Here is a 22,903-nt window from a genome sequence, read left to right on the forward strand (position 1 = left end):
AAACACTGATATCCCTGTAAAGGCAGGTACTTATGACAATGAAACCGGGCGCGTATTACATTCAGTCCGAACTTGATCAAAAGAAGGATCCCAAAGATCAGACCTTTAAGAGAATTGATAGCTTTTCAGATAGCTTTTCTGGCCGACGGACAGGACCTCTAAGCAGAAAACAGCTTGTGAAAACAAGCAAGAGCACTGATTTCCTCGCACACAAAAGATTATAAATCTTTCCTTCGTGCCTGCTCCACCCCCCCCGATTACAGATGCACTTTATATGCATCCTTTTTTCTTCTCTACTTTAGAGAATATCAGGGTCAACCTTACAAAGATTCAAAAATCATTCCAGTACTGACGTTATATCCAGCGGCGGACTTTTTGACAGTATGCCTCGTACGCCGGGCCAAATTTCTTGCGCATGATCTTTTCTTCAAAGGTAATATACCAGCGATCGGTAATCACCAGAAACAGAACCGCAAGGGCAAAAGAACTATAGGCCCCGCCCAGTAACAGGGCAAACCCAAGCAAAGCAGTTACAAACCCCAGATACATTGGATTTCTGGACCATCTAAACACCCCCTCTGTCACCAGCACATCCGGCTGGCCAAAGGTCATGATGTTGGTACGCTTTCTTTTGAATAAGCGACTGCCGGAAAAGGCCAGAGCCAAACCACCCGCGATAAACGGAATTGCCAAAAGGTTATAGCCATCCGGAATGGTGTGTGGGCTTCCCTGTTGCCAACACAACACTGCCATAAGGATGATAAAAATGAGAAACAGAACCGGGGGCAACAATTTTTTCATAACATCACTCTGGTAAAAGAAGCCATCACACAAAGATATTCCAGGGCAACAAGAACAGCTTCGTGAACAAACAAGTTGGCGACCTTTTACCCAAGACCAACACTTGCTGCCTTAACATATGTTAAGTCCCAAAGCCCCCCCCCAGGAAAAGCAGCATAAAGGTAGATGGGCCCTTTAAGTCATGGCCATTTCGCGACGAATACGGGATAGAGTGACATCTGTAATGCCCAGATACATGGCCACATGTCGCAACGGGATCAAATCGCTGTCTGCCCCAAATTCAGCAAGGAAACCTTCGTATCTCTGCCGTGCCGACAACATTAGGAAATCAGCTTCCCGGCGTTCTTTTTTGAGTACAAGGTTTTCATAAAGGCGGCGAACAAACGTTGCCCAGTTTTTGTTTTCTTCAGAAAGTCGGATCAAATCACCATAGTTAATGACCATGACGTCACAGGGGGTAATTGCCTGTGTGTAGAATGGGCTCTGTTCACCATTTACCACGCTTGAAATACTGGCAAAGGCCCCACCCGCCTTGACCAGCGACTTGTTTCGCTCGCGACCTTCACTATCAATATAAAAGTAACGACCAATACCTTTAGTTAAAAAATACACACCTTCGGGCCTATCCCCCGCCGAAAAGATGATCTCGTCAGCTTGGTAAGATCGATCTAGAAACAAGGCCTTAGCTTTCGCCCATTCGCCTGAAGATATAGGAGAGAGTTTTTGAATCGTTTGCAAAAATAAAGACATGCAAAAGATGTAAAAACTAATTTAACCGCAAACAAGTCCTAAATAAACTCGCAAAAAAACAACACTCAATGATTGGCGAAAAAAACAGCAGATAACCCTGTTTAAGATGTTTCATCATCCGTCAGGCGTTTCATCATGCGGTCATAGGCACCGCTTTCCCGGTATTCTTTCAGTCCCTTGTTGAACCGGGCCACAAGTTCTGCACTGCCTTTCAGGGCTTTGGGAAACAGAACATAGCTCAGATTATTCAATATTGCCTTGGGGTGGTGGGTAATCTGTGCGCGTTCCTCGGGCGAGAAATCCCGGGACAGGGCATAATAACCAACGGACATTTCCTGGGGGTAAATCTGAACACGATCAACCAACAATTTCTGGAAATTCACCTTGTCATTTGCCCCCCGATCCATAATCAGGGTGCCATCAGCCAAAGCCGCATCCAGTTCAGGGCCATAGCTGTATTTAATCCCGCCGCCAAGTCGATAGGGTTTCAGATCGTCCATTTTCGCCCAGTCGAATGGCTTGTCCTTGCGATGAAAGAATACGAACTGTTCTTTGAGAACCGGATCACTATAGATAAACTCTTCTTCCCGTTCGCTTTTGTGCATCCAGACACCCATGGCCTGAAATTGTCCTATAGCTGCTTCGTGATAGCCCCTGCCCCACGGTAAGAAAGTCAGTTCGGCTTCAATACCTTGCGAGGCAAAAATCTCGACAATCATTTCAGCAATAACGCCTTTGCCCTCTATTTCCTGAGATAAAAAAGGCGGCCATTCACCGACTGTCACGGTAATTTTTTCATCTGCCGCCAGTGCCGTGACAGGCAGAGATAGCGACGTAACAGTTGCAATGGTCATGGCGCAAAGTACAGACAAATACCTGAGGCCGCGACACAAGCCTTTTAAAGTGCTTTCCATCTTACGATCAGCCCTTTTCTTTCTGTGCCACTATACTATAGCAGAAAAAAGGATATTTTTCTCGGTTTTTAGTTTTGGGGAACTTTTCAAGAGAAACCCAAGGTGGGAAGAACCGTTTTTTTAATCATCATTAGAATGACCAAGCCCAGAATTCTTCCCAACACTTAATCTCCATTTTCAAGGACCGCCCCCATTTAACATTAAGTAACTCTGTTTCATGAGGGTCATCTTTTCGGCCCTCGATTTTCAGCCCTCGATTTTCAACAGGGGCAAAACCACTTACGCCGACGAAATCGCCTGATTAGATCGCGCCGAAACAGGTCATAAAAGACCTAGGCCTGAACAAAGCCGTCCCATCTGGACATATAGGTGATGAATTTCTCGCTTAGGCCTTCTTGTTCAAGGTGCCCTTTGCTCACCGGTAATTTCGCCGGGGTAAAATCACCATTTTTTGCCAACTGTTCCGGGAAATCGTGGTGTAATATCGCGGCACGTCCAATCAGAACAAAGTCAGCACCGGCATCAAGACAGTATTCCACATCCGGCTGTGTCATGATTTTACCCGCAACACCCAGTTTCACCGTTCCGCGATCAAGCTCGGTAAAGTACGAAATCAATGGACGTCCCTTATAGGCGTCATCTTCGGGTTCCTTGCGGACATCCCACAAAGACATATCCAGAAAATCAATTTCGCCCGCAGCAAAGATATCTTTTGCCACCTGAATTACCTCACCCAGATCCATATCAAAACGTTCCGGTGACAGGCGCAAGCTGACATTAAAATCAGCCCCACAACGCTGTCGAATGCCCTTGATGATTTCCTGAATGGGACGCATCCGGTTTTCAAGGCTGCCGCCAAACCTGTCATCTCGTTGATTGATTGTCGGGCTTAAAAATTGAGCCAGAATATAGCCATGCGCCCCGTGGATCTCGACACCGTCAAAGCCCGCCTTTTCAGACCGTTCTGCCGCAGCAATAAAGTCTTCAATTAGCTGTTCAACCTCGTCCGTGCTCAGGGCACGCGCGCCATGCTCGTCATTATCTGACGCACAGACCGGACTAGTCCTGATCAGATCAGCGGGTGATCGCATTCCGGCGTGGTGAAGCTGTACGATGGCCAGACTGCCCTCGTCCTTGATGGCCTTTGCCAGACGACTCAAACCTGGCAAGTGATCATCAGAAAACACCCCCAACTGTCCGGGAAAACCCTGTCCATTCGCCTGAACATGGGCAGCACAGGTCATGGTCAGGCCAAAGCCGCCCTTGGCACGCATGGTTAACCAGTGAAACTCTTCATCAGAAAGTGTTCCATCCGCATGGCTTTGCGTGTTGGTCATGGGGGCCAGCATAAATCGGTTTTTCATGGCCGGACCACGGGTAAAGGAGAGAGGCTCAAATAACTTTTGCATGATCAAATTCTTGTCGGATGTTTATGAGATAGAGATCACATATAGGGTTGTTACAAAATTCTTGAAGGGGCGGGTAAACATCTGTTTCACTGCGCCCTGCCCCTTCAGACCTTCGAATAGCTTAATGGCCTAGGCCTTTAACGCGTCGAGCAACAAGCGAGCTGTGGAATCAGACGACCCCGGATTTTGACCCGTTACGATATGCCCGTCACGAATAGAATAATCAGCCCAATCGTTCGCAGACTTGAAAATTGCCCCCGCTTTTACCAGTTCTTGTTCTACAGAAAAGGGAACGATTTCTGTCGCACCTGCGGCGGCTTCTTCACTATCTGTAAAGCCAGTTATTTCCCGCCCCTCGACAATTGGGGCATCATTTGCATCAGTTGCTTTTATCAAGGCGGTAACGCCATGGCACACTGTGCCGATCGGCCTTTGATCCGCATTGAAAGAACGCAACAGGGCCAGCGAATGCACATCATCGGTCAAATCGTATAGTGGCCCATGACCGCCGGGATAAAAGACCGCATCAAATCCATCAGCCTTGATGGAACTCAATGGTTTTGTATTTGCCAACAGATCCTGTGCCTCGCTGTCATCAGTAAAACGGCGCGTATCATCACTTTGGAAATCATCCCCCAGACTTGCCGGATCAACAGGGGGTTGCCCACCCAAGGGCGAAGCTAAAGTAATGTCAGCTCCGGCTTCCTTGAAACGATAATAAGGGGCCGCCAGCTCTTCCAGCCAAAGCCCTGTCTTTCTGCCGCTAGAACCAAAATCTTCGTGAGAGGTAACAATCATCAATATATTCATAACCAAGTCCTTATTTTATCTTGCATAAACAAAATTATCGCTGTGTCTGAATACAAAGTAATTCGCTCTACCCAAAAAGATAATACATCTGAAAATAAACATATTGTTTAAAAATATTAGACAATATGTTTCTATCGACTTAGGAAGGGTACAGAGACAGGAAAGTCGAATAATGGACGATCTACGCGGTATGATAACCTTTGCACGTGTGGTTGAAAGCGGCAGCTTTGCAGCCGCCGCACGCAAACTTGATCTGGGGCGGGCAGCGGTCAGCCATCAAATCAAACTGCTCGAAGAACGCCTTGGGGCAAGATTGTTGCACCGAAGCACCCGCAGTCTGAGTCTGACCAGTGCCGGAGAAGATTATTATCAAACGTGTAAGTTAATCAGCGAAGAAGCCGAAGCCGCAACCCGCCGTATCCAGAACCTCAGTGATCAACCTGTTGGCCGTATTTCCCTGACCTGCTCCACCAACTTTGGGCTGAAACGCATTGTTCCCCTGCTCAGCCAGTTTCGCCAAAACTATCCGGGGATTGAGCTGGATGTAGAACTGACAGATGAAATCACCAATCTGATACAGGGGGGATACGATATCGCCATCCGTTCCGGCCCGCTGGATGATTCCGACATGATGTCAAAAAAAATCTGTAGTACCGTGCGCCGTATCTGTGCCGCCCCTAAGTATTTGCAGAACAGATCAAAGCCAGAGACACCCGAAGATCTGGCCGCGCATGACTGGGTAACCTATAGCAGGCATTCCGGTCTTATCACGCTAAGAAAAGATGATCGGCGTTATACAGTCAGAATCAAAGGTCCGGTTCACACCAACAATGCGGGGGCGCGGTTAGAATTTATCTTACAGAGTCACGGCTTGGGACTTTTGCCGGAACACGACATCAACGATCAACCCGCAGGGACCTTGGAAATTCTCTTGCCGGATTACAATATTCCAACCCTTGATCTCTTTGCCGTCTATCCACGCGGTGCTGCATCCAGCCTCAAGGTTCGTATGTTGATTGACTTTCTGGCTGAAAAACTTTCAGCGCAACAGAAAGCCCCACATAGTTTTAGTAGATATCAAACCTGAAGTTATAAAAACAAGACGGAACTGTTCCCTCGCAGCCGATAATGATCCAGCTGACAACAGCTCCGCCTTCCCCCCCTCAATAATCCGTCCAAAAACCTTATCAAAAGAGGATCAAACTTTTGTGCCCCGGTTTTCAGGTGAACCTTCAAACAAAAAGCAGTCAGGCCAACTAAAATAATCGGCCAAAGAAAATTAATCAGGACTTGCAAGTATCCGCATCAATAGTGATTTCGGTCAAGGCAGCACCCGCTGTATCAGTATAGTTATAAACATAGGAAGCGCCTGCACTGTAGAGCTTGCTAAAAGGCTCCTTGCCACACATGGTCGCCATCAGGTTCTTTTTGACTTCTGCCGTAAAGACGTCCAGATCAGTTTCATCTTTTTTAACGTCAACTTTATAGTTGTATACCAACACAGATCCCTCGGTGGATACAGCCTCCAGGGTCGTTAGCTCATCAACTTGCATCGGCAGGTTTTTATTGAGCTGCGCAGCAGCTTCTTGCAGTGCCTTTTCAATTTTCCCGGAACTGAACATTGCATTCATTGCAAAATATCCGATAACACCACCGACACACAGAACGGCAAAAATCATGAGTTTTTTCATAACATTCTCTTTAATCATCTTTAATGATAACCAACTGGGTAACACCACAGGTGCGATAAAGCGTCGTTGATACTTCAGATATGCAGCAAACGGAGCCAACAGCGATGTCGTAACCAAGGTTATTTCCGGGCGAATAATGAAATCTATTAACGGCGGTGCCATCCCCCATTTAGGGTATCCGGAAAAAGATATCTGACTTTGGTAATGTTAGGGACAATACCGGGGATAATACCGGGGACGATATTAGGAAAAACGAAAGTATCGTCTTGAAGCGCCCAAAAACGGTTCCCATATATCGGGCCTATGTTTTCAGGGAAAATTCTGGAACATTTTTCGTGTCACACACGTTACAATCATATCGGCAATAGGCCAGCAACAAGCCAGCAATAAGAAAGACGATCTCACACGATTAGCTACTCCCCACAAAAAACGATGTTTTTATTGAACACTTCAATTCTTCAAAACGTAAAAAATTCAAAGAAATCTTGATTTCACAAGATAGACAGCGCATTCTTTTTTAAAAATGTCAAAAATAAAGAACAGCGAGTCTTGCACAGAATTTAGAGATTCTTGCATAGAATATTTTGCAAAGGTCGTGTTTTCTTTGCAAAGAGCAATGGGACCACCTAGAAATAATTAAACACAAAAAAATACGTCACACCAGGTACATCAAACCTGGAACGACACACCAGAGATGATACAGATGGATCTAGAAACACATGCGCTATGAATCCCCTCAAACCGTTGAAGCGGCATCCGCCTTACTTGCAGGCGAAGAAGGTCTGGCCCGCGTCTTGGCGGGCGGTACTGATCTTTTGGTACAAATGCGTTCAGGCATGGTAGAGCCTGATTTGATTGTCGATGTAAAGAACATCCCCGCTATGACATCTATCACCGAAGAAAATGGTGGCTACCGTATCGGTGCGGCCGTCCCATCGGCAGAGATGAATGAACACAAAGGCCTCTGCGCCCTTTGGCCCGGTGTTATGGAAGGTGCTGACCTGATCGGATCAACACAGGTTCAGGGCCGTGCCACCATGGTTGGTAACCTTTGTAACTGTGGCCCCGCTGCGGATAGTGTGCCGGGCATGGTTGCGGCCAATGCGATCGCAACGATCGTTGGCCCCAATGGCCGCCGTGAGGTTCCGGTAATTGATATTCCTGTCGCCCCCGGTAAATCCACCCTTGCCAAAGGCGAGCTGGTCGAAAGCGTCTTCCTGCCTGCCCGTCCCAAGCGTGCGGGTGATGCCTATCTGCGCTTTATTCCGCGCACAGAAATGGACATTGCCGTGGTCGGTGTTGGCGTCAGTCTGGAACTGGATGATGATGGTGTTTGCACCCATGCCCGCGTGGGTCTGGGTGCTGTTGCGATCAAGGTTCTGTTGGTCGAAGAAGCCGCTCAGGCGCTGATCGGCACCAAGGTTGATGAGGCTGCGCTAGAGAAGATGGCAGCCGCCACCTCTGCGGCCTGTAAGCCGATCAACGACAAGCGCGGCACCATCGAGTTCCGCACCAAGGTTGCCGGTGTACTGGCAACCCGCGCCGCAAAGATTGCTCTTGAAAGAGCCAACGCAAGGGCCTCTAACGGGGGAGAGAAATAACAATGTCTGGAATTCATGTTTCCACCACTATCAATGGCGATGCTGTTGAATACGTCTGTGATGTCGAAGAAACCCTGCTTGATGTCCTTCGTGATAAGCTTGGCATGACGGGATCAAAAGAAGGCTGTGCCTCTGGCGATTGCGGTGCCTGTTCTGTGACGGTTGACGGTCGCCTGACCTGTTCCTGTCTGATGCTGGGCGCAGAGGCACAGGGCCGTGAAATCGGCACGATCGAGGGCGTTGCCAAGGGTACAGAACTGCACCCAGTACAGCAAAAAATTCTCGACAATGCCGCCTTGCAATGCGGGGTCTGCACGCCGGGTTTTGTTGTAGCCGCAAAGGCCCTTTTGGAAAAGAACCCCGACCCGACCGAGACCGAAGTTCGCTATTGGCTCGCCGGGAACCTGTGCCGCTGCACAGGCTATGACAAGATCATTCGCGCGGTCATGGACGCCGCCGCAGAAATGAGAGGGAATTGATATGGCTCGAAATCCTGATGCAGACAACACACCCGTAAAAAAAGAAATCGAGAGCCCAAGCGCAAAGTTTGACGCTGAGAAAGCATCTTCCTTCAAGGTTGTCGGCACACGCCCAGCGCGCCCGGACGGGATGGACAAGGTCACAGGCCGCGCACGCTTTGGCGCCGATATGGTTATGCCTGGTCAACTGGTCGGCCTGATCCTGCGCAGCCCACACCCGCACGCTGTCATCAAAAGCATCGACAGTTCAGCCGCCGAAGCCCTGTCCGGTGTAAAGGCCGTTGTCACCCGCGATGACTTTGCGCCCAACGATGATCACGCTGATGTTCTCTATAACATCATGGCGCGTGAAAAGGCCCTCTACGAAGGTCATGCCGTCGCCGCCGTTGCCGCGACCAGCCGTGCCATCGCCCGCAAGGCGCTCAAGCTCATCAAGGTTGACTATGACATCCTGCCCCACGTTACAGACGTGGACGAAGCCATGTCACCCGACGCCCCTGTGCTTCACGACAGCATCATCACCAAAGGTGTCAGCCCAACGCCGACAAAGCCATCCAACGTGGTTGCCCGTAGCGAGTTTGGCCACGGCGATATCGACGCTGGCTTTGCACAAGCAGATGAAATCATCGAACGCAGCTTTAAAACCGCTGCAACGCATCAGGGCTATATCGAACCCCATGCCTGTGTCGCCAACGTCGGCGCCGATGGCATGAGCGAGCTTTGGTGCTGTACCCAGGGTCACTTCCACGTCCGTCAGGTCTGTGCTTCTCTGCTGGGCATTGATGTTTCCCGCCTGCGTGTCACGGCCTCTGAAATCGGCGGTGGTTTTGGCGGCAAGACAACGGTCTTTATTGAACCCGTTGCCCTTGCCCTGTCCCGCAAGGCTGGACGTCCGGTAAAGATCGCCATGACACGTGACGAAGTGTTCAAAGCTTCTGGCCCAACCGCAAGTTCCAGCATGAACGTGAAGATTGGTGTCACCAAAGATGGCCGCATTACCGCTGGATACGGTGAATTCCGCTATCAGGGCGGTGCCTTTGCCGGTGCCCCCGCTGACTTTGGTGCCATGTCTGCCTTTGCCTGTTATGCATTGGATAACGTCAAGACCGAAGCCTATGATGTGGTCACCAACCGCCCTAAGGGCGCAGCATACCGTGCCCCCGGCGCACCAATGTCGGTCTATGCAGTTGAAAGTGTAATCGACGAACTGGCCGCACGCATTGGCATGGACCCCATTGATCTGCGCCTCAAGAACGCCGCCAAGGAAGGTGCCAGAAGCTCATACGGGCCAAAATTCGGATCATGCGGTCTTGTCGAAACACTGGAAGCAGCCAAAGCCCATCCACATTACAGCGCACCGCTTGGCCCTAATCAAGGACGTGGCGTGGCAAGTGGTTTCTGGTTCAACTTTGGCGGCGAGACCTGTTCAAACCTCAACATCAATGCCGATGGTACCGTGACCATTGCCGTGGGAACGCCCGACATTGGTGGGTCCCGTGCGTCCATGTGCATTATGGCCGCCGAAGAACTCGGCATTCCCTATGACAGGGTACGTGCCATTGTCGCCGATACCTCTGCCCTTGGCTACAACGATACAACCGAGGGCAGCCGTGTGACCTTCTCTAGTGGTATGGCGGTGATCAAGGCATCGCAACAGGCCATTACCGAAATGTGCAAACGCGCGGCCCTGATGTGGGATATTCCCGCCGAAGCCGTCACATGGGAAGATGGCTATGCCAAACCTTCCGGCCCCAATGCCGGGGATTTTGAGCCACTTTCCCTCGCCGAAATCGCGGCCACAGCGGGCAAGACTGGCGGCCCCATTGCCGGACATCATGAATATAACGCCGATGGTGCCGGGGTCAGCTTTGGCACTCATATTGTGGATACAGAGGTTGATCCGGAAACGGGCAAGGTGGATATCATTCGCTATACGGTTATTCAGGATGCAGGCAAAGCCATTCATCCGGATTACGTCGAAGGGCAGTTCCAGGGCGGTGCCGCGCAGGGTATCGGCTGGGCGCTCAACGAAGAATACATCTATGGCGATGATGGCAAGCTGCAAAACGCGGGTTTCCTGGATTACCGTATGCCTGTGGCATCCGATCTGCCCATGATCGACACGGTTATTGTCGAGGTTCCCAACCCCGGCCATCCTTATGGTGTTCGCGGTGTTGGCGAAACCGGGATCGTGCCGCCGCTGGCCGCCATTGCCAACGGTGTCTCTGCCGCCGCGGGTGTGCGCATGACCGAGCTGCCCATGTCACCGCCACGGGTGCTCAAAGCCATAGACACCGCCAAGATTGCTGCTGAATAGGGGCGATTGTCCCTGTTCAGTTGGCCTAAAAAAAAATCAAGCGACCCCTGATCAATAAAGGGGTCGCTTGGCACTTTAAAACTCTGGAGATATAAATTCAGGGATATGTAAGCTCAGGACAGAGTAAATATGGTTCAAGTCACCCTTTCCGGAACAATCCAACAGGCCGCTGGCGGCATATCGACACTTGAAATAGAAGCAAAGAATATTCGCCAGTTGTTAAACGCTCTGGAAAAGCAGTGCCCTGCCCTGAAACCCGAACTGGAAAAAGGCGGCATTGCGGTTGCCATCAACGGAACCATCTACCGCGACGACTGGTTCCAACCCATCCCCGAAGACAGCGAAGTATTTCTGATACCGAGGCTGGCGGGTGGTTAGTTGGCCGGTGGGTAATTGGCTAGTCGGTAGATGGCGGCCAATCATATTTTTGCCAACACGCACATACGCGATTTCAAACTTATGATCTACAGATCATAAAGCAGTAATATGATCCATAGATCATAAAAAATTTACACCTAATAATTTAATCTCAAAGATAACCAGTGCGTATGGTACGCGATTGGAAACGGACATACAAAACAAACACTGGTTGCTAGACACCAGCATCGAAAAACACCCCCAGATCATTATAATCCGGGGGTGTTTTTTTTAAATGCCGATGTTAATCGGTTTAGCCAGCGTTAGACAGTACCAAAGATGGTTACTGTCAAATCATCTTCGACGTAAAGCTTGACATCTTCACCGCCAGCACCAGTACCGACATATTCGTTAAAGGTTACACCGTCGATTGTGCCGCCAGAACCAGTGATGGAATTACCCGTGGCTGTCCAGGCGATTTCGGTATCACCATTACCACCCGGAACACTGTTCCCGGCTTCCAGGTGAACACCATCTTTCGCGCCATCGCCCATAATATACAGAATGTTGTTATCATCTGTAATGTCGATAACATCCTCGACAGACAACATACCCGTCGAAGTTTGCCACAACTCTGGAGCGAAGACACCAAAGTCTTCATAGCCAGTACTGCCATTGGTCAAATCAATGACTTCGATATTGCGGATCAAACCATTGCCCGCACCATCATTGGGTTGTAGATCAACATTAACACCATTTTGTGCGCCGACAGGATCAATCCAGATGGATTGATTACCAGCACCAGCACCCGGTATCACCAAGGTATCAAAACCGTCACCACCGTCAATCAAGGTACCCGGCACAAAATCAAAGCTTTCATCCGTGCCTGGCGGTGGGGGTGCTGTCACTGCCGTTACATTGATATCCAGTGTCGCCGTAGAGGTATCACCATCTGCATCGGTAATCTCATAGGTAAAGCTGTCCACCAGATCAACGTCGGTCACATTTGCTTTTGCTTCGTAGGTATAGGACCCATCTTCGCTGAGCGTCAGGGTACCGTAAGCTGTTTCAATTGGTGCGCCCAATGCCACTGGTGTGCCATCCCCGGCAACAACGCCGGTTACAACCGCACCATCAGCCCCAAGATGATCGTTAACAAGAACACCGCCAGCCGCAAGGACGGTCAGGGTTTCACCCTCATCCACATCACCGCTGTCAACAACAGCAAGCGGACTGTCATCATTTAGGTCAAGCCAGATATGTCCGTTTGCAATATCTCCATCATTATCGGTGACTTGATAGTTTATACGGAATTGAGCGTTGTTTTCATCTATTCCACTGACATGATGCAAAGGAGCTAGTTGTGTGATTGTATACGCACCTGATGTTGTATCACTCAGAGTAATCTTGAATATATTGACGTAGCTACCATCGCCTTCGATATCTTGGGCAAGAGTGATCTCCGTAGGACTAAAATAAATCCCAAGAGAGGGCGTAGCCCCACCTCCGCCAGCCATACCAGCCAGAACAATGCTTTGAATACCATCAGCACCAGCATCGAAATCAAGTGTTCCGGTCAAGTTTTCGCTATCAGGATCAGCATCGCCAACACCACCGGCATGACCACCCGCAAGGGCATCGTCATCCAGTTTAATGCGTGCATTATTGGCATTGTTCACCGTTGGCACAGCATCTTTAACCGTAATGTTCAAGGTTGCAGTGGAAACATCACCGTCCGCATCCTTGATTTCATAGGTAAAGGTATCAACAACATCGTCGCTGATCATGTCAGATTTGGCTTCGTAGGTGTAGGACCCATCGGCATTCATGGTCAGGAAGCCGTAATCTGTTTCAATCGGTGTGCCCAATGCCACTGGCGTACCAGTCCCGGCAACAATACCAGAGACAACCGCACCATCAGCCCCCTGTTCGTCATTAGAAAGAACACCATCAACCGCCGCAACATCAAGGGTGCCAGCTTCGGTCACTTCACCGTTGTCATCAACAGCAAGCGGACTGTCATCATCTACATTGATTGAAATTGATCCGGATGCACTGTCCCCGTCTTTATCAACCACTTCATAGGTGACGGTGAAATCTGTGTTATTCTCGTCCAGACCCGCTGTATGGGCAACCGCCGCAAGCTGCGTGACCGTATAGGCACCCGATGTTTTATCAGTCAGGTTCACACGGAAAACGTCTGTTGATACGCCATTGATAACCTGACTGACGGTCAGAACAGTACCATCGTTGGACAAAACAGAAGAGAACCCGGCGCCGGATGGCAAGCTGACCCCGGTCAAGAGAACACTTTCAACACCATCGGCACCCGCCGCAAAGTTCAAGGTTCCGGTCAGGTTAGCAGTATCGGGATCTACATCACCTGTACCACCCGCATGACCACCCGCAAGGGCATCATCGTCCAGCTGAACCAAGGCGTTCAGATTGCTATCAACAACTGGCTCACTGTCTTCGATATAGATGCTGAGGGTTTCTTCGTCTTCATCACCGTCGCCATCACGGACTTTAAAGCCAAAATCAAGCGTCAGTGGATCCGTTGTGTTGCTACCGTCTGTTGACTGATCAGGGTGATCCACTGGCCCGTGCAGGGTAACAGTATATTCGCCAGTTTCGGGATCAACTTTCAGCGTCACGATATCAGTTGCGCCACCGTCGATTGTTCCCACAAGAACAAGATTGCCCGCGCTATCAGTACCAACGGTACCAAAATCAACATCCTTGCCACCAGATTTCAGAACGGCCCCATCCGGGTTACCGTCTTCACTGTCTTCCCAGCCTTCGAACCAAAGATCAACAACGGCAATACCATCCGCATTGTGATCAATATCAAGCGTACCGGACACAGAATCATTTGTATTATCGTTGTCCAGAAGGTTTGCTTCGCTGATATCTTCTGACGCATAGGTATCGTGCGCATCAGCTTCGTCATCTTCGATAACAACAACAAGGTTTGCGGTGTCTGTGTCACCATCGTTGTCTGTAATCGTATATCTGAACTGAAGACTGAGTGGGTCTTTGTCATTCGCATCGTCTTCCAGACTTAGGTCCGGATGATCAATGCCTTTGGTGACATCCACAGTGTACGCGCCTGATGTCGGATTAATGGTCACGGTAACAACGGGTGTTGTACCCCCATTACCATCAGGAACAGTCCCAACCATAACCAACTGACCACCAACCATCTCAGCAGGACCAAAGGTAACGTCCTCGCCACCGGATGTCAGTGTTGTGCCATTGGGATTGTTGTCTTCGGTATCTGACCAGCGGATAAATTCAACATCCGTAATCGCGCCACCATCAGCACCAAAATCAACATCCAGTGTGCCATCAACCGCCGCACCACCGTGCAGGATATCGTGCTCAGACGCCCAGGAACTTTTGTGTGTTCTGTATTCGCTATCCGCATCTGGTCCGTCGTCCTTGACACGTACAGAGAAATCTTTCGATGCCGTATCGCCATCACCATCTGTAACTGTCGCAGTAAAGGTCAGTTTAAGCTGATCACGGGATCCAACCTGCTGGTCACCATTCTGATCAGGGTGATCAATCGGGCCAAGCAACGTTGCTTTGAAAGATCCGGAATCTTCATCCAGTGTCACCTTGATGATTTCGTCATCACCTGCTTTACCAATCAGCGTCAGCTTGCCATTGATCACCACGGCAGAACCAAAGACAACCGGAACACCATTTGACGTCAGGTTACCATCAAAACCCGGTGCAACAGCATCACCAGCCGTGCCATCAGGATCTGTCACAGATTTCAGCTCAAGCCCTGTAAACTTGCCACCATCAACACCGAAATCAGCAAAAATTCGGCCAGAGACACTGTCTTTATGATCGCCCCTGGTCAGATCAGATTCTTTAAGATCATCATTGTTGTTACGAATATAGCCGATGCTTGGGCCATCATCCTGAATGGTAATGGCCAGATTTGCGTATTCGCTGGCATCACCTTCATCATCAATCGCACGAATTTGCAGGTTAAGCGCCGCCGTAACTTCATCGTGGGAATCAGGGTTCGGGTTCTTAACTGACTGGAACTGTACAAATGATGCTGTCAGGCTGCTGCTCTCGCCCGCAGATGGTTGTTCAAGATGAACAGCAAAAACCGCATCGCCATCTTCCGTCAGACCCCAAACGATATTCGGGTTTGCAGGGTCTGTATGCAGGAAGATTGCTTCACCCGCAGTTGTCTGCAAGACGCTTGGCGTACTTCCGTCATAAGACTGGAATTCAAAACTTTCTTGCCCAACATTATTATCATCAACGGTTGAATCTGTCGCCGCATCCCCTGTGTTCGGCCCGTCAGAGAAGAAATTAACCGAAATCTCATTTTCAGCAAAGCCAAGTAACCCCGGGACGGAATCAACTTCATCAAAATGAAAACCACTTGAAGCAATCGCGATACCAGCAGAACTTTCAATCCACCAGACATCATTTGCATCCCCCTGAGGGAACGGGCTTTCATCGTGAACCAGTGTTGCGTCCTGTACCTCCGGTACATCTTCTTGAATATCAACAACCACAGCATCCACCGTTGTGGACACATCATTGAGATCAGTCAGATCAGCACCACTAAGATCGGTTTCAGTTGCCGTTGCTGTAACAGTAATTTCAGCCGGACCGTCTTCGTTTTCGGAACCATCGTTCAGACGCTGTGACGTCCAATCCAGCGGATCAAAGGTAAAGTCAATGGTTACACTACCGTCACCAACGATACCATCCGGCGTATCTGTTACCGGATCAATGCCGTTCAGTCTGTCAACATAGTCTGTGATATCGAACGTATAGGTTACAAAACCACCTGATTCTTCGGATGTGACAGTGACCAGACCAGCATGCTCACCAAAAGTTTCTTCCAGATCCAGAACCCAGTCAGCCGGAACCCCTTCAAGCTTGACTTCGTGAGTTTCTGACCCATCCGCGAAATCATCAAAAGTCAAAGAAACAGGTATCGTCGTCAGTTCTGGCGTTTCTTCGTCCTGACTGATCAGGTTACCTTCAATTGATAGGTTTTCGAGAATAAGCGAAGGATTGACAGCGGTATCATCTTCGTTAAAGACAGCAATACCAATTTCTACGTCACCACCTTCAGCAAAGGTATAGGTAAAGACACCATCTTCAGAACCCGATACTGATTGCCCCAGAACATGGATTTCGCCATTTATAACGATAAAAGCAGTGTCATTATATTCAGTACCTTCGCCGCCTTCGCCACCAGAACCTTCTCGGTCAATAAAGTTGAAATCAAAAGTAAGTGTCTGCCCTGCTTGAACAGTCAGAACAGATTTAACAGCAGATCCATTTCCGTCTTCAAAGTTTTCAACTTCTTCGTCGCCATTATCTGCCGCGGTATTTAAATCTTCTATACTTACGCCCAGGAAATCAGCAACGGCTGGTCCATCATTTGAAGTAGAAGAAGTCGATAACCCTGGGCCGTTTTCGCCACCTTCACCACCATCGTCACTAGGACTTAGTTCAGTATCGGTGCCTCCATTTACAGATGAAGTTCCAGAGCTCTGGAACACAGTCCAGTTATCAAGATTGGAAAAATCATCATTATAAATGACGCCAGTCTCTACCGGACTGCCCTTTTCATCCGCATTCAAACCCAGATCAGGTTTATCCGCAGCAGCATCAATAATGGCTGTGCCAGATGCGGTGATAGAGGCTGTTTCGCCGCTATCGGGGTCAGAAATGTTCGCTGTGATGGTAACCGGAATGTCCGCGTCGCTATGTTCATCACCTTTTAGATAAACTTCGTCTAGGTCAGTGCCGAGGATATTGATCGGTAGTGTACCAACTTCTTCACCCGGCACAGAGCTGAAAACGATGTTTTCAGGGGCAAAGCCACCAACGTAAAGTGTCACACCAACAGGTAGGGACGTAATATCAATAGAATCAACAACCTCGTTGTCCGCGGGGACAAAGGTAAAAGCGATTTGCATCGGTGATTCTGTCTCGTCATCAAGATGCTGGTTTGCCTGCCAGTCTTCAAAGCCACCAACAAAGGCACCATTGACATCCGCACCATCAACGACGGTTGTTGCAAAGGTAAAGCTAAAAGTACCTTCGGCAGGATCAGGATTATCCGCTGCAAGAGCCGCAGCTGCAAGTTCTGTCAGTGTTCCACCAATCGTCCCCTGTGCATTCAGGCCGTCGATTGTTTCACCAAAATCATCGCTATAGGTGCTGCCGCCACCACCTTGGGGTCCAGCGCCCGCACCAGCGGCAGTCTCAAGGGTTTCACCCTCAACAAGGGCCTGTGCCTGACCGATCAAAAGTCCGGCAGGAAGTTCAATACCACCAATAACAAGAACAGGGGCATCTTCTCCTTGCGCATCTTCAACAAGGTTCTGGAAAACGATGCGGCTGTCGGCGCTACCGTCACCGTTACTGTCAAAGGTCAGAACAAAGTCGTTGCCTTCCAGTACCGGGGTTGCTGCCGTCGCATCAAAGTTCAGGGTTGCGGTCTGCCCTCTTTCCAATGAAATCGTTTTGGTTTCACCACCTGTGGGTGCCGTGATCTCAACTGCTGAAGCTGCCTGACCGACCAGAAGGTCTTGCCCTTCTTCGCCCGAAACGTTTTTATCGCCTGTAGTTGTAAAACTTTCAGTCATATGTAGAACCCCTGTTTTGAATTTCGGCACACAGATTACCCAGGAAACCGGCGACCTGCCCTTTGCGAGACTTATCAAGTATTGGGTCTAAGCATACAGAAGAAAAGATAAATAACAACTAACATTACGCAACAAACTACATCAATATGTATGATTCTTATATTGCTTTTTATTTTTATTTTACTGCAATTTGACCGTGATTTTATTGGTTTTCTCATAATCCCTTTGAATGATCAGATTCCAAAAGGCTTCCGCCACAGGACCAAAGGGATGATTTGTGGTGCGCGAAATATAGGTTTCGATTTCCACAGGACCAAAATCGGATGAACTGAGAGGCACCAGATCACCAGAAGCCAGTTCATCACCGATCATATGCAGGGGAACACGCCCCCATCCCAAACCGGAAAGAATGATCTGTTTTTTGGTCAGAAAGTCGTTCACTCGCCACGGCACACTGGTTTCCAAAATACCGTACTTTCGCTCATCCCTGTTGCGGCTACGGTCCGTGACCACAACCTGGGTCGCCCCGTGCAAATCTTCCTTTGTTAATTCCGACGCATCTTTTTGTTCTCGGGAACATCCGGATACAACAGGAATCAAACTGACCGGGCACAGCTTTTCATAGCGGGTCATTTCAATTTTATCGAACATTTCGCCCCCGGCGACCATGGCAATATCCGCTTCTTTGTCTTCCAGAATTTCCAAAGGGGCCGAAAAGTTTTCAACAAAAAGGGTCAAGCGGGTTGATGGATATTGATCCCGTATAATACGAAGCGCCCGCAAAACTTCCTGAATGTCGAAAACTTCAGAAACAACAATTCGAAGCTCTGCCTCTACCCCTTGCGCATAATGCTGGGCCAGATCGCTCAAATCCCGTGCCTGAGAGAGAACAGTCCGCGCTTTTTGCACCAGAACCTTGCCGTGATCCGTCAGCAAAGGGCGATACCCCTCCCGCTCAAAAATTTCCACCCTCAGCTCTTCTTCCAGATTTTTTATCGCAATAGAAATCGCAGACTGACTTTTGTGCAGGGCTTCTGATGCAGCGCGAAAGCCGCCGTGGTCAACCACACTCACCAGCGCACGTAACTGTTCCAGGGTCATCTCACAACTCGATCTATTTTACATATCAATTCAATATAATATTTATACTTTTTTAAATCATGTTTCATCCGATATTTCAAGCACACACCACGGATGACCCAAGGCTTCATAGCAAACCGAAAGGTCATAAAAAGCTGAAAGAGGAATGACATGCTCAACACATCAGAAAATTATGGCGGGATCGCCCGGTTATTCCATTGGGTGATTGCCGTGGCTGTCACAGGGCTTTTTGGACTGGGCCTTTATATGGTCGAGCTAAGTTACTACGAACCTGCCTATAAAACCTATCCTGCCCTGCACAAATCCATTGGCATTCTAGTGGCAATACTCATGGTGCTGCGCCTGATCTGGCGGTTGATCAATATAACCCCGCAACCGCTTTCGATTGCACCCAGGTCCAGCCGGGAAGCCAACAAACAAAAGCTGGAACACGCAGCAGCTTCACTGGTTCATTTTCTGCTCTACGCCCTGCCTTTTGCACTTTTTCTGTCCGGGTATTTGATCTCAACAGCTGACGGACGGCCTATCTTTGTTTTTGATGCCATCCGGGTTCCGGCAATCTTCCCACCAAGCAAAGGTCTGGAAGACACCGCCGGATTGGTTCACGAAATCATCGCATGGTCGCTGGCGGGCTTTGTTGTCCTGCACGCCCTTGCCGCTTTGAAACATCATTTCATCAACAAAGATCGCACCCTGCTACGCATGCTTTTGGGCCCAGCGCCCGAGAACAAAAACAAAAACGAAAAACAGAATACCCGAAAACAGAAACTCAGGAATTCTGAACAGGCTGAAGCCCCCTTTGATCTGGGATCAGCCCCATAACCAACAACAGAGCCTCCCCCTCTGCACACGTTTTTTTCACCAACCAAACAGATGTTTAACCAACTACATGGGAAAATAAATCAATGTTAAAATCCAAGATCAAATCGACACTTGCCGCTTCTCTTCTGGCTTTTGGCGTCTCTTTTGGGATCTCTGGCGGCTTCGTCGCAACGGCAAACACAGCACAGGCCGAAACCTATCAACTGGATACACAGGGTGCCCATGCATCTATCCAGTTTAAAATCAGTCACCTTGGCTATTCATGGATACTGGCACGCTTTAACAAATTTGAAGGCCAGTTCGAGTTTGATGAAAACAAGCCCGAAGCATCTTCCATTTCCATCACCGTTGATACAGCCAGCCTTGATTCCAACCATGCTGAGCGTGATAAACACCTGCGAAGCGCAGATTTTTTTGATGTTTCCAAGTTCCCCACAGCGACCTTCGTCAGTACAGGACTAAAACCTGTTAACGACACCAAAGCTGTCCTGAGCGGAGATCTAACCATCAAGGGTGTAACCAAGCCAATCACGATGGATGTAAACTGGATTGGCGGCGGCGATGATCCATGGGGCTATGTCCGTCAGGGTTTTGAAGGTTCGGTTGTTATTCCCGTGGGCGATTACGGCATGATGGACATGGGCCCAAGTGCACAGGAAGTCGAAATCCTTGTCTTCTTCGAAGGTGTGCGTCCGAAGGGTTAAAACACTTCGTTGATATTCAACAAGGTACTTACAAATTATAAAATAGGAGAGGAAGCAACAGCTTCCTCTCCTATTTGTCTTAACAACATTGTCTTTACCCTATGGCAGAAGGAACCTATCTTCGTTTTCTAAATTCAAATGCTGTCGTAAATCGTTGTAAACTTGGTGTAAGAAGCAACTGCCCCGCCCCCTAAATCAAATAAATTTAAAGAATGCACAGGATTAAAAAGCATCAAAGACCAGAGGAAACCATTAATGCCCCCTCAATCTAACACACGCCCAAAGATAAGAACCCGCCTTACCGACTTGCTTGGTATAGAGCATCCCATTCTTTGTGGCGGGTTGATGCACTTGGCTGATGCAAATTATGTTGCCGCCGTGGTCAATGCCGGGGCCATGGGGTTTATCTCTGCGTTAACCTTTCCCGATCCCAAACAGCTTGGGGATGAAATTCAGAAATGTCGGGATCTGTCCGGCGGCAAGCCCTTTGGGGTCAATCTCTATATTTCTCCCAGACAGGATGCCAATGACCGTCTGGAAAAACTATTGACGGTGGTCCGGAATGAACAGGTTGCCGTGGTCGAAACTGCGGGCGGCAATCCCGGACCTATTATTCCCTATATGAAAGAAGCCGGGATCAAGGTTATTCATAAAGTCCCCGCCGTCCGCTTTGCGCTTTCTGCCGAGCGCGCGGGCGTTGATGCCATCAGCCTGGTCGGGGCTGAATGTGGCGGACACCCCGGTTACATGATGATCGGGTCCATGGTACAGGCCGCTGACGCGCCACAAAAACTGTCTGTCCCCGTTATTCTGGGTGGCGGCATTGGGCACGGCAGCCAATTGACCGCCGCTCTTGCCATGGGCTGCGATGGTATCTTGATGGGAACCCGTATGCTGGTTTCCAGTGAACTTCAAGCCCACAGAGACTATAAGCAACGCGTGGTCGAAGGCACAGGACTGGACAGCATTGTTGTGCAAAGCAAATTGAAAAACCACCATCGGGTTCTGGATAATAAAACCGCACGGGCCGTTCTCGCGCTGGAAAATGAAGGTCGGGAAAACTACGAAGATTACGCGCACCTGCTTAGCGGTCAACTCGCGCAAGAGGCCTATGCATCAGGCAATACAGATCAGGGATTACTCGATTATGGGCAAAGTGCCTGCTTTGCCCATGCCATCGAACCGGTCGAGACAATCATCACACAGTTTATGGAACAGGCTCATACGGCCATAGAACAGGTTGAAAACCTTTCCAGAAGATCGATAAGTTCTTAATCCCGCTTGATCATCGGCTGGTAGAAATAGGGAAAACCTTCATCGTCTCTGTTGATAATCAGGCTACCGCAAACGTCCCACCCTTCATTGAGTAATGAAGTTACCTTATCGTTGAGATCTTCGCGACTGTGCTCCAGAACGAGTTCATATTTCTTCATCTGAAATTCGCTTCCCTTTTCCGAATTGGTTATCCGATTTACATCCAGCATGAACCAGAAAGATTAAAAGGTTCTGAAAATTTTTATGAAGCCATTTTCTGAACCTTAAGAACATATCAGCTTTGGGGGACTTCCACTTCTTTTTTGATAATCCCGTTCAACTTTTCCAACAAACCGGACGAAATACTATTCTTGCCAAACATTATATGAACAGGGCCCAAATCAACTTTGACATTATTATGGGGCACAATTTGTCCCTGTAAGCCATCGGCCTCGATCCGCGCTTTGCCCGTTTCCTTGTCGACCAGAAAGCCATCAACCCGATCACTGATCAGCATTTGGAAATTTTCACCGCCGATTGCCTGAAAAACACGACTTTTGAATTTTGGGTCTTCGATTAGTTTCAGATATTCATCGCCATAATAGGCGTTCCGGGATACCCCCAAGCGAAACTGAGTGCCAATAATATCCTTTAGACTCGTGAAATGGTCAAAATCATGCTGATTAGACCGCATGAATAGCCATACCGTTTCGTTCCGATAGGGCGAACTGAACTTGGCGTATTTGCTTCGTTCGTCCGTCTTGGACATACCAAGCAGAACATCCAGACGCCCCTCTTCCATCGCTTTTAACAGCCGCGCCCAGGGTTTTGATACAAATTTCAGATCACAGCCCAACGCGCCCAAATACTTTCTTGCTGCCTGAATATCCACTCCCACAGGTTGGCTACTGTCATTATCTTTGCCAACCATCTGGTACGGTGGCCAGTCAATCCAACCGACCGTCAGCTCCCCGCAACTTTTATCTTTCTGTCCTGTTATGGTTTCTGCTCGCACAGGCGTGGCAAGGATCAGACCAACCCCCATCAGGACACCAAGCACGGAGCCCAAGCCACGTTTTAACCCCCTGTTCATTCTGCGTTCCTCCTCTCACAAAGAAATTCGGCAATTCCTTTGAAAGATTATTTACCAACCAATATTTTTACTAACTTTCAATAACTAAAATACCACAAGCATTGTTCACACAAAGAGGTTGAACGGCCTGGTTCATAACCAAACACCCGCGTTACACGC

Annotated in this window: 18 protein-coding genes; 8 read left to right on the top strand and 10 right to left on the bottom strand. The window is 49.0% G+C overall.

The annotated features are described in order from the left end of the window. Positions 1–354: 354 nt before the first annotated feature. The 5 genes from WH95_RS01830 to WH95_RS01850 form a co-directional block, all read right to left on the bottom strand. Positions 355–801: a methyltransferase family protein gene (locus WH95_RS01830; RefSeq protein ID WP_046502274.1), complete on the bottom strand. Its 447-nt coding sequence runs from the start codon at positions 799–801 to the stop codon at positions 355–357. Positions 802–975: 174 nt separating this feature from the next. Next, the gene (locus tag WH95_RS01835) at positions 976–1,551 is read right to left on the bottom strand and encodes a Crp/Fnr family transcriptional regulator (protein ID WP_046502277.1); all 576 of its coding nucleotides are present in this window, start codon (positions 1,549–1,551) and stop codon (positions 976–978) included. A gap of 101 nt (positions 1,552–1,652) precedes the next feature. Beyond that, positions 1,653–2,465, bottom strand: coding sequence for a substrate-binding periplasmic protein (locus tag WH95_RS01840; RefSeq protein ID WP_052741709.1), 813 nt, complete (start codon positions 2,463–2,465; stop codon positions 1,653–1,655). Positions 2,466–2,797: 332 nt separating this feature from the next. Next, positions 2,798–3,874, bottom strand: coding sequence for an NADH:flavin oxidoreductase (locus WH95_RS01845; RefSeq protein ID WP_046502280.1), 1,077 nt, complete (start codon positions 3,872–3,874; stop codon positions 2,798–2,800). Positions 3,875–4,003: 129 nt separating this feature from the next. Beyond that, complete coding sequence (locus tag WH95_RS01850) at positions 4,004–4,684, bottom strand: type 1 glutamine amidotransferase domain-containing protein (RefSeq protein WP_046502283.1); 681 nt, start codon at positions 4,682–4,684, stop codon at positions 4,004–4,006. A 172-nt stretch (positions 4,685–4,856) separates the two neighbouring features. Here WH95_RS01850 and WH95_RS01855 point away from each other — a divergent pair, with 172 nt between their 5' ends. Then, a complete protein-coding gene (locus tag WH95_RS01855; RefSeq protein WP_046502285.1) occupies positions 4,857–5,771 on the top strand; it encodes a LysR family transcriptional regulator in 915 nt (304 codons plus the stop codon). Between the two features lie 196 nt (positions 5,772–5,967). On the opposite strand, the gene gspS2 is transcribed toward WH95_RS01855, so the two are convergent. Further along, the gene (gspS2, locus tag WH95_RS01860) at positions 5,968–6,537 is read right to left on the bottom strand and encodes a type II secretion system pilot lipoprotein GspS-beta (RefSeq protein ID WP_046502286.1); all 570 of its coding nucleotides are present in this window, start codon (positions 6,535–6,537) and stop codon (positions 5,968–5,970) included. Between the two features lie 557 nt (positions 6,538–7,094). On the opposite strand from gspS2, the gene WH95_RS01865 reads away from it, so the two are divergent. From WH95_RS01865 to WH95_RS01880, 4 genes are all read left to right on the top strand, one after another. Beyond that, positions 7,095–7,976, top strand: a complete 882-nt coding sequence (locus WH95_RS01865) for an FAD binding domain-containing protein (RefSeq protein ID WP_046502289.1) — start codon at positions 7,095–7,097, stop codon at positions 7,974–7,976. Positions 7,977–7,978: 2 nt separating this feature from the next. Further along, the gene (locus WH95_RS01870; RefSeq protein ID WP_046502293.1) at positions 7,979–8,455 is read left to right on the top strand and encodes a (2Fe-2S)-binding protein; all 477 of its coding nucleotides are present in this window, start codon (positions 7,979–7,981) and stop codon (positions 8,453–8,455) included. Between the two features lies 1 nt (position 8,456). Then, the gene (locus WH95_RS01875; protein ID WP_082113936.1) at positions 8,457–10,772 is read left to right on the top strand and encodes a xanthine dehydrogenase family protein molybdopterin-binding subunit; all 2,316 of its coding nucleotides are present in this window, start codon (positions 8,457–8,459) and stop codon (positions 10,770–10,772) included. A gap of 129 nt (positions 10,773–10,901) precedes the next feature. Next, positions 10,902–11,150: a MoaD/ThiS family protein gene (locus tag WH95_RS01880; RefSeq protein ID WP_046502296.1), complete on the top strand. Its 249-nt coding sequence runs from the start codon at positions 10,902–10,904 to the stop codon at positions 11,148–11,150. 302 nt (positions 11,151–11,452) lie between these two features. Here the strand turns inward: WH95_RS01880 and WH95_RS01885 are convergent, their stop codons facing one another. Continuing rightward, complete coding sequence (locus WH95_RS01885; RefSeq protein ID WP_046502299.1) at positions 11,453–17,770, bottom strand: DUF5801 repeats-in-toxin domain-containing protein; 6,318 nt, start codon at positions 17,768–17,770, stop codon at positions 11,453–11,455. A gap of 180 nt (positions 17,771–17,950) precedes the next feature. Further along, positions 17,951–18,871: a LysR family transcriptional regulator gene (locus WH95_RS01890; protein ID WP_046502301.1), complete on the bottom strand. Its 921-nt coding sequence runs from the start codon at positions 18,869–18,871 to the stop codon at positions 17,951–17,953. Between the two features lie 150 nt (positions 18,872–19,021). Here WH95_RS01890 and WH95_RS01895 point away from each other — a divergent pair, with 150 nt between their 5' ends. The 3 genes from WH95_RS01895 to WH95_RS01905 all read left to right on the top strand — a co-directional run bounded on the left by WH95_RS01895 (position 19,022) and on the right by WH95_RS01905 (position 21,672). Then, the gene (locus tag WH95_RS01895; protein ID WP_082113937.1) at positions 19,022–19,693 is read left to right on the top strand and encodes a cytochrome b; all 672 of its coding nucleotides are present in this window, start codon (positions 19,022–19,024) and stop codon (positions 19,691–19,693) included. An 83-nt stretch (positions 19,694–19,776) separates the two neighbouring features. Further along, positions 19,777–20,397, top strand: coding sequence for a YceI family protein (locus WH95_RS01900; protein ID WP_046502303.1), 621 nt, complete (start codon positions 19,777–19,779; stop codon positions 20,395–20,397). 255 nt (positions 20,398–20,652) lie between these two features. Continuing rightward, the gene (locus tag WH95_RS01905; protein ID WP_046502306.1) at positions 20,653–21,672 is read left to right on the top strand and encodes an NAD(P)H-dependent flavin oxidoreductase; all 1,020 of its coding nucleotides are present in this window, start codon (positions 20,653–20,655) and stop codon (positions 21,670–21,672) included. Here the strand turns inward: WH95_RS01905 and WH95_RS01910 are convergent. Together WH95_RS01910 and WH95_RS01915 are read right to left on the bottom strand one after the other, a co-directional pair. Then, the gene (locus tag WH95_RS01910; RefSeq protein WP_157845861.1) at positions 21,669–21,830 is read right to left on the bottom strand and encodes a DUF1737 domain-containing protein; all 162 of its coding nucleotides are present in this window, start codon (positions 21,828–21,830) and stop codon (positions 21,669–21,671) included. The genes WH95_RS01905 and WH95_RS01910 overlap by 4 nt on opposite strands. A gap of 116 nt (positions 21,831–21,946) precedes the next feature. Then, positions 21,947–22,744: a substrate-binding periplasmic protein gene (locus WH95_RS01915; protein WP_046502310.1), complete on the bottom strand. Its 798-nt coding sequence runs from the start codon at positions 22,742–22,744 to the stop codon at positions 21,947–21,949. Positions 22,745–22,903: the final 159 nt, after the last annotated feature.

The sequence above is a fragment of the Kiloniella litopenaei genome, assembly GCF_000982415.1.
Taxonomy (GTDB): Bacteria; Pseudomonadota; Alphaproteobacteria; order Kiloniellales; family Kiloniellaceae; genus Kiloniella; species Kiloniella litopenaei.